Source organism: Yinghuangia soli (genome assembly GCF_021502675.1).
GTDB lineage: Bacteria > Actinomycetota > Actinomycetes > Streptomycetales > Streptomycetaceae > Yinghuangia > Yinghuangia soli.
This window is the reverse complement of the sequence record NZ_JAKFHA010000024.1, coordinates 126,339-130,817: the sequence shown is the minus strand read 5'-3', so window position 1 is coordinate 130,817 and position 4,479 is coordinate 126,339. Positions and strand designations below refer to the sequence as shown.

The window sequence follows — 4,479 nt, the reverse complement described above, 5'->3', positions numbered from 1 at the left end:
CCTCAAGAGCCAGGCCGCGGTCGCCGACGCGCTCGGCAAGGTCACCGACATCCCCGGCGTCGCCAAGCTCGCCCTCCAGTTGGAGGACCAGGCCGCGCAGACCTACCTGTTCGCCGAGTTCAACGTCACCGCCCCGGCCGGCATCCAGACCGCCGCGACCATCGCGCCGGTCGAGGCGATGCACGCGGCGATCCTGCACTACCTGCTCGGCCAGTACCCGGTCCCGGACGACTTCCTGCCCGTCGACAAGGCCGCCAAGGCCGACGACCTCACCGTGTGACGGGCCCCGGCACAAGCCGGTAGCGGCGCCACTCCCCACGGCCGTCCCCGGTGCCGCGCCCACCGGCATCGGACGGCATCCCCGGCTCGCGCAGTGCCGACGGGCCTGCGCGAGCCGGGGCCACAGGCCGCAGCCGGACACCGGCCCGCGGTGGCCGTATCGGCCACGACTCCGAAGGGCTCCCACGCGTTGACCCGCACACTCCGCACTTGCCACGCAGGCCGCCGCAGTGCCGCCCTTGCCTCCGTGCCCCTGCTGTTCCTCCTCGCAGGATGCAGCGACTCCTCGTCGTCCTCGGGGGACTCCATGACCGTGACGCCACCGCCGAACAGCGCCCCGAGCGCGCCTGGCAGCCCGGGGGACACCGCGAACACCACGACGGTCATGATCAAGTCGTTCGCGTTCGCCCCCGCCGCATTCACCGTCGCACCCGGCGCCACGGTCACCGTGGTGAACCAGGACGACTCCGCGCACACGCTCACCGCGAACGACAAGGCCTTCGACACGGGCACCCTCGCCCCCGGCGCCACCGGAACCTTCACCGCCCCGACCAAGCCGGGCACATACCCGTTCCTGTGCACCCCCCACCCGTTCATGACCGGCACCCTGACCGTCCGCTAGCCGCCCGGCGGACGTGCCCGAGCCCGGCCCTGGCTTGGCCCACTGCGCAGCCCTGTCCGTTTCCGGAGCCTTCATGTCTCGACGTACGTGCGCGAACCCCCGCTCGACGCCCACGCCCCCACCGCCCGGCACTGCGCGTGCCGCCCTGGTGCGGCTCGGAGCCGCCGCCATCCGCTGGGCGCGGCGGCCACCGGAGCGCTCTATGGGTGGTCACCCTCAGGGGGGCGTGCGCCGACTTCCACCATGACCCACCCCTGCTTGGCCGTCAGTTCTGAAAACGAATCCGGGACCCGGGAAGCGAATAGGGTCGGGTAGCCACGGGTGCGTCGGCTGCCGGGCAGGTGACCGCCGAACTGTCGACCCGAGGCCCGGACGTCGCGGACGTTGCCGTGGTTGGCCTCCTCGCTCCCAAGGTTGATCAGGTCGAGGCTGCCTTGGGGGTGCCGCCCCGCGCCGCGCGCTGAAGTAACTGCGCTTCTGCAGATATCGCTCGGTTGCGGCGCGGGCGTCGGCTCCGACACCAAGCGCTGCCACCGCCAACTCGCTTAATTTGTGGCCTTCTTGCGGCGGCATGTCCAGGTCGGATGCCGTGTCGTCAAGCAGTACGAACGGCGAAGTCGAGGGGTTGCCTGACGCTGTGGGAACCGGGCTTGTGGGCTCTGCGGCCCCGGTGCGGACCACGAGATGCGGATCCGGAAAGCTGCGGATGCACCTACGGCGGGCATGGGCGGGTCAGCCAGGCGGCGAGGGGCACGGGAGCGGTCAGCGGGGCGTCGTGGTCCGCTTTTATCCAGATGTACGGGACGTGCTCCGCCTCGAGGCGCAGGCGGGTGGAGGTGCAGGGGTAGGACGGGGGCGTCCCGGTGCAGAACGCGTAGTCACGAGGGATGGCCAGGGCACTGGGGGACAAGGGCTCCAGCCGGTCGTATGCCGGCCCGGCCGGACTGGGCGTCAGCCTGGCGGCGATCCAGGCGGCCGTTTCGGCGTCCAGCCCTTGGCCCGCGGGTGGCGGCACCGGAGGGAGCCAGGCGTCGGGCGGGGGAGGCGGGCCGTGCGCAGAGGCGGTTTCGGGCGGCATCGAGTCGATGATGCTGCGGCCCGGGGCGGGGACGGCTGCGTCGACGAAGCGGAGACTGCGGATCCGGGCAGGGGCGAGTCCGGCGGCGGCTTCGGCGACCGCGCCGCCTTGGCTGTGGCCGACGAGGACCACGTCGGCCAGGTCGTTGTAGTGGAGGAGGCGGGCGATGTCCTCGGCCCAGTCGGCGAGATGGATCCGCGCCCGGACGTCGGGGCGGTACCGGTCGCCGGCGCCGGTGAGGCTGGGCGTCCACACCTGATGGCCCCCGGCTTCGAGGAGGCGGCGCACGCGGATCCACGACCAGCCTCCTCGGAAGGCGCCGTGGACGAGGACGTACGTGGTCATCCGGTGGTGGTGTCGTCGAGGACGACGCGCATGAACTCGCGCTTGTAGGGGCCGTCATGGCGCAGATGGGCGCTGAGCGCGTCGATCCGGTCCGCGTAGCCGGGGGCGGTGATCAGGGAGCGGTAGCTGTCGATGGAGTCGAAGAAGCGCAGGTTCGTGTAGTGCGTGGGATCGTCCACGCTGCGCAGCAAGCGCCGCGACAGGAAGCCGGGTGAACTTGCGAGCAGGGGAAGGAATTCGCCGGACAGCCGCTCATAGGAGTCGGCGTTGGTGTGCGGGTCGAGGGTCCAGGCTTGGCTGACGACGACGTACATGGGCGCCCTTTCGCGGTGGCGGGCAGGGAGTCGGCCGTGGCCGGTGCGGCCGGGGAGTAGCGGACGGCGCCGCGTCCGTCGGCGGCCTCCGATCGGATCGGGCGCAGGGCACGCGGTCGATCCGGAGCGGGCGGGGGACTGTCGGGAAACGGAGTTTCCATGCACCTCTTGCCAGGGCCTGACGACCTGCTTCATTGTGGCGGCAGTCCACTTCGAAACAAGGTTTCGCTTGAGGATACGAAAGTCAAGTCTGCGGCTGCATGCCGGCCGGTCCCGACGGGAGGGTCGCGCACCGCGGATCTTCGCCCGCATCGCACCGATCGCCTGGAGTTCCCGTGCCCGAACCCGAACTTCCGCCTGCCGCAGAACCGAAGCCGCCGAAGTACGCAGGGCTGGTGCTGGCGGAGGGCATCACGCGGGCCAACATGGCCGCCTGCTTCCTGGCCTCGTTCGCGGTCATTGCGACGTTGACCTTCGTCCCGGCCGTGACGCCCTATCTGCTCACCGAGTTGCTCGGGTACTCCGAGGACGACCGCGGCAGCGTGATCGGCTGGCTGAACGTGGCGGCCGAGATCGTGCTGCTGTCGACCATGGCGTTCTACGGCGCGCTGGCCGACCGGATCGGGCGCCGCCCGGTGATGGTGGCCGGATTCGTCGTCTGCGCGGCAGGACTGCTGCTCATGCCGTTCGCCGGTCATGTCGGCGTCCTGGTGGTGTTCCGGGTGGTCTTCGCATTCGGGGCGGCGGCGCTGACGGGCATGCTCAGCACGGTCATCGCGGACTACGCCGCACCGGCCTTCCGAGGGCGCGCATCCGGACTCAACGGAATCATGAACGGGCTCGGCGCGGTCTGCTCCGTGCTGCTGCTGGTACGTCTGCCGGCCGCGCTGGAGAAGGCCGGCCTCGGGCCGGTCGCCGCGGCGCGGCTGGCCTTCGCGGTCGTCGCGGCACTCATCCTGATGCTCGCGGCGGTCCTCGCGCGGCGCCTGTCGGCGCAGCGGATCAGCAGTGTGGACAAGCGGATCCCGCTGGCCACACTCGCCCGGGAAGGCGTGCGCGCGGGCCGGGACCCCGGTGTGGCCCTCGCCTACGCGGCCGCTTTCGTCTCGCGTGCCGACCTCGCGATCGTCGGAAGCTTCCTGGCGCTGTGGGTCAGCGACCACGCCGAGCAAGTGCGCGGCATGAGCAGTGCCGACGCGGTGGCGCGGGCCGGTCTGGTGGTGGCGATCGCGCAGACCGCCGCGCTGCTCGGTGCCCCGGTCTTCGGCCGGATCAGCGACCGCATCGGCCGGCAGGACGCGGTGATCCTGGCCTTGGGTCTGTCCGGGACGGCTTACTCCAGTGCGCTGTTGGTCGACGATCCGCTCGGCGCCGGCATGGTGCCGGTCGCGATAGCCATCGGCTTCGGGGAGGTGGCCGGGATCACGTCCAGCGGTCCGCTGCTGGCGCAGCAGGCACCGCGGGACGTGCGGGGTTCCGCGTACGGGGTGTTCGCGTTCTGCGGGAGTGCGGGGATCCTGATCGTCTCGCTGGTGGGCGGGTACCTGTACGACCATTGGCGGCCCGCCGCGCCGTTCGCCGTGGTCGGCGCCATGGGAATTGCCTCGTGTGCCTTCGGGATCGCGGTACGCCACCGCATCGAGCCACGTGAGGACACCGCCGTCGCGGCGGTCCGTCCGGTCGAAGGCGATCCCGTCGAAGGCGATCCGGTCCCGAAGTAGCTGCGGCTCGACGCACGTGCCGGAAACGCGAGAAAGCGGGGGCGCGACCGTGTGGGTCGCGCCCCCGCCGCGGCCCGGCACCCCGCCCCGCGGGGGGCCCGGCCGGCCAAGGCGGGGTGT

The 4,479-nt window shown here is 71.6% G+C and carries 5 protein-coding genes; 3 read left to right on the top strand and 2 right to left on the bottom strand.

Translation table 11 applies throughout. From position 1 onward, the window contains the following. A partial coding sequence (locus tag LZ495_RS30710; RefSeq protein ID WP_235056207.1) for a ferritin-like domain-containing protein occupies window positions 1-280 on the top strand: 280 nt, incomplete at its 5' end. Between the two features lie 306 nt (window positions 281-586). Continuing rightward, on the top strand, window positions 587-901 hold the full coding sequence (locus LZ495_RS30705; protein WP_235056206.1) for a cupredoxin domain-containing protein: 315 nt from the start codon (window positions 587-589) through the stop codon (window positions 899-901). A 712-nt stretch (window positions 902-1,613) separates the two neighbouring features. On the opposite strand, the gene LZ495_RS30700 is transcribed toward LZ495_RS30705, so the two are convergent. Then, window positions 1,614-2,324: an alpha/beta hydrolase gene (locus LZ495_RS30700; protein ID WP_235056205.1), complete on the bottom strand. Its 711-nt coding sequence runs from the start codon at window positions 2,322-2,324 to the stop codon at window positions 1,614-1,616. Then, window positions 2,321-2,638, bottom strand: a complete 318-nt coding sequence (locus LZ495_RS30695) for an antibiotic biosynthesis monooxygenase family protein (RefSeq protein WP_235056204.1) — start codon at window positions 2,636-2,638, stop codon at window positions 2,321-2,323. The genes LZ495_RS30700 and LZ495_RS30695 overlap by 4 nt, the downstream gene beginning before the upstream one ends. A gap of 335 nt (window positions 2,639-2,973) precedes the next feature. Here LZ495_RS30695 and LZ495_RS30690 point away from each other — a divergent pair, with 335 nt between their 5' ends. Continuing rightward, window positions 2,974-4,359 (top strand): MFS transporter, encoded by a 1,386-nt coding sequence (locus LZ495_RS30690; protein WP_235056203.1) that lies wholly within the window; start codon window positions 2,974-2,976, stop codon window positions 4,357-4,359. Window positions 4,360-4,479: the final 120 nt, after the last annotated feature.